2 protein-coding genes are annotated in these 2,417 nt (G+C 70.7%); both read right to left on the bottom strand.

Features of this window, described 5'->3' with window-relative positions:
• On the bottom strand, positions 1-1,616 hold a 1,616-nt coding region (locus tag AB0Q99_RS34240), incomplete at its 3' end, for a DUF4118 domain-containing protein (RefSeq protein ID WP_363578171.1).
• Between the two features lie 129 nt (positions 1,617-1,745).
• Entirely contained in the window at positions 1,746-2,381 is a 636-nt protein-coding gene (kdpC, locus tag AB0Q99_RS34235; protein WP_363578169.1) for a potassium-transporting ATPase subunit KdpC, read from the bottom strand.
• Between the last annotated feature and the right edge of the window lie 36 nt (positions 2,382-2,417).

The raw sequence follows: 2,417 nt of genomic DNA, 5'->3' as shown, positions 1-2,417 counted from the left end.
CGGGAGAGCAGGGCGACGTCCCGCAGGCCGAAGGCGGTCCGGGACTTCTCCAGCAGGGCGGGCAGCGCGTCGGCGCCGCGCAGCACGCTGCCGGCAAGGGTGGAGAGGGTCTCGGCCTCGACGGTGGCCCGGGCGGCCCGGGTGGTGAGCCGGCCGGCGTGGTCGACCACGGTGGAGACGGTCAACGCGACGGTGGCGAAGACCACCAGGGCGACGATGTTGTTGGCCTCGTCGATGGTCAGGGTGTGGAGGGGCGGGATGAAGAAGTAGTTCAGCAGCACCGAGGCGATGACCGAGGCCAGCAGGGCGGACAGTGCGCCACCCAGCAACGCCACAGCGACGACGCCGAGTTGGAAGATCAACGCGTCCGTGGTCAGGTTGAGTGTGCTCCGGAACGGCGACAGCGCGACGGTGAGCAGCAGGGGAACGATCAGGCCTGCTGCGTAGCCGGCGATGGTGCGGCGTCGGGAGTGGCGGCGGCCGAGTGAGGGCAGCCGGCCGCGGCCGGTGAACTCGTGGGTGACCATGTGGACGTCGATGTCCTCGGAGGCGTCCACGGTGGTCTGCCCGGTGCCGGGGCCGGTGAGGAAGCGGTTGATCCGGCCGCGGCGGCTGGTGCCGAGCACCAGCTGGGTGGCGTGGTGCGCGCGGGCGAAGGCGAGCAGCGCGGTGGGGATGTCGTCGCCGACGACCACGTGGTAGCTGCCGCCGAGGGTCTCGACCAGCTGGCGTTGCTGGGCGAGCGCGCCGGAGGAGGCGCCGGCCAGGCCGTCGCTGCGGGTGACGTGGACGGCCAGCAGGTCGCCGCCGGCGGTGCGGTCGGCGATCCGCGCGGCTCGCCGGATCAGGGTCTCGCCTTCGGGGCCGCCGGTCAGCGCCACGACGACGCGTTCGCGGGTCTCCCAGACCCGGTCGATGCTGTGGGACGCCCGGTAGTCGCGCAGGCCCTCGTCCACCCGCCCGGCCACCCAGAGCAGGGCGAGTTCGCGCAGGGCGGTGAGGTTCCCGACCCGGAAGTAGTTGGAGAGCGCGGCGTCCACCTTCTCCGCCTTGTAGACGTTGCCGTGGGCCATCCGGCGGCGCAGTGCCTGCGGGGCCATGTCGACGAGCTCGATCTGGTCGGCCCGGCGGACCACCTCGTCCGGGACGGTCTCGCGCTGGGGGATGCCGGTGATCTTCCGGACGACGTCGTTCAGCGATTCCAGGTGCTGGACGTTGACGGTGGTGATGACGTCGATGCCGGCGGCGAGCAGTTCCTCGACGTCCTGCCAGCGCTTGGCGTGGCGTCCACCGGGGATGTTGGTGTGCGCGAGCTCGTCGACCAGCACGACGGAGGGGCGGCGGGCGAGCACCGCGTCGAGGTCCATCTCCTCGAACTCGGCGTCCCGGTAGGAGCGGTGGACCCTCGGCATCACCTCAAGTCCGTTCACAAGCTCTTCGGTGAACCTCCGCCCGTGGCACTCGATGAACCCGACCACCACCTCCGCGCCACGGTCCTGTCTGCGGTGGGCCTCGTCCAGCATCCGGTAGGTCTTGCCGACCCCGGGGGCCGAGCCGAGATAGACCCTCAGCCGGCCACGGCGGTGCACGGTGCCGGGGGCGAGGTCGCGGGCCATGGGCGCTGCTCTTTCCATGTGTGGCTGGCAGGTTGGTGGTGCGCAGACATGGGTGACCGACCCGGGCACGGGGGTTTGCTCCCCCGCACCCGGGTCGGTCTGGTTACTCGGCAGATCGATGGAGTTCCATCACTTCTGCTCGCTGAGTGCCTTGTTGAGGAGGACGACGTTGACGCCCTCGTCACCGAGGAAGCCGGCGGAGCGGCCCTCGGTGTACTGGTCGACCAGCTTGGCCACCGTGTCGACCGCCAGCCTGCGCTCCTTGGCGACCCGGTCGACCTGCTCCTTGGCGTAGGCCACCGAGATGTGCGGGTCGAGGCCGGAGCCGGAGGCGGTCAGCGCGTCGGCCGGCACGCTCGCCGGGTCGACGCCGTCGAACGCGGCGACGGCGGCACGGCGGTCGTTGACGGACTTCAGCAGGTCCTCGCTGTTCGGGCCGAGGTTGGAGGCGCCGGACGAGGACGGGTCGTAACCGGTCCCGGCGGCGGAGGGCCGGGGCTGGAACCACTTCGGGTCCGGCTGGGCCTCCTCCTTCGGGTCGTCCGGGTTCTTCTTCGGCAGGTTGAAGTTCTGGCCGATCAGGCTCGAACCGACCTCCTTGCCGTCGGACTTCACGATCGAGCCGTTGGCCTTGTCGCTGAACGCGACCTGGCTGATCCCGGTGACCAGAAGCGGGTAGGCGACTCCCAGGATCACCGTGAGCACCAGGAGCACGCGCAGGGCGGTGAAGTGGGTCCGCACGGAGGCGGGCAGGGGCTTGGACATCGCGGTGGACTCCTCTCTCAGTTGAGGCCGGGGATG

It is taken from the genome of Kitasatospora sp. NPDC086791, assembly GCF_040685975.1.
Taxonomy (GTDB): domain Bacteria; phylum Actinomycetota; class Actinomycetes; order Streptomycetales; family Streptomycetaceae; genus Kitasatospora.
This window is presented reverse-complemented; position numbering and strand designations above follow the sequence as displayed.